Origin of the sequence: Actinobacillus minor NM305 (assembly GCF_000175195.1) — a bacterium.
Taxonomy (GTDB): Bacteria; Pseudomonadota; Gammaproteobacteria; order Enterobacterales; family Pasteurellaceae; genus Haemophilus_A; species Haemophilus_A minor.
On record NZ_ACQL01000012.1, the window covers coordinates 1 to 216 of the forward strand.

Genomic DNA, 216 nt, shown 5'->3' on the forward strand with positions numbered 1-216 from the left:
CTACCAGTGTAAGTTCAAGCTATAAATCAATTTTAATGGCACTTGATGATACTCAAGTTACCGGCAACGAAGGGATTGTCGAACACCAAATTGACCGCTCAATTAACAACCTCTGTGCGATTGCCTCAAGAAGTATGCAATATACCGACCGTCAAGTGATTGAGATAATGGTCAGTAAGCCGAAGGGTATTTAAGGTGCAAGCGGTCAGATTTGTT

1 pseudogene is annotated in these 216 nt (G+C 41.7%); it reads left to right on the forward strand.

Annotation, left to right across the window (positions count from 1 at the left end):
• Positions 1–194: pseudogene (locus tag AM305_RS00390) on the forward strand (serine dehydratase subunit alpha family protein); the annotation flags it as partial.
• Positions 195–216 lie beyond the last annotated feature (22 nt).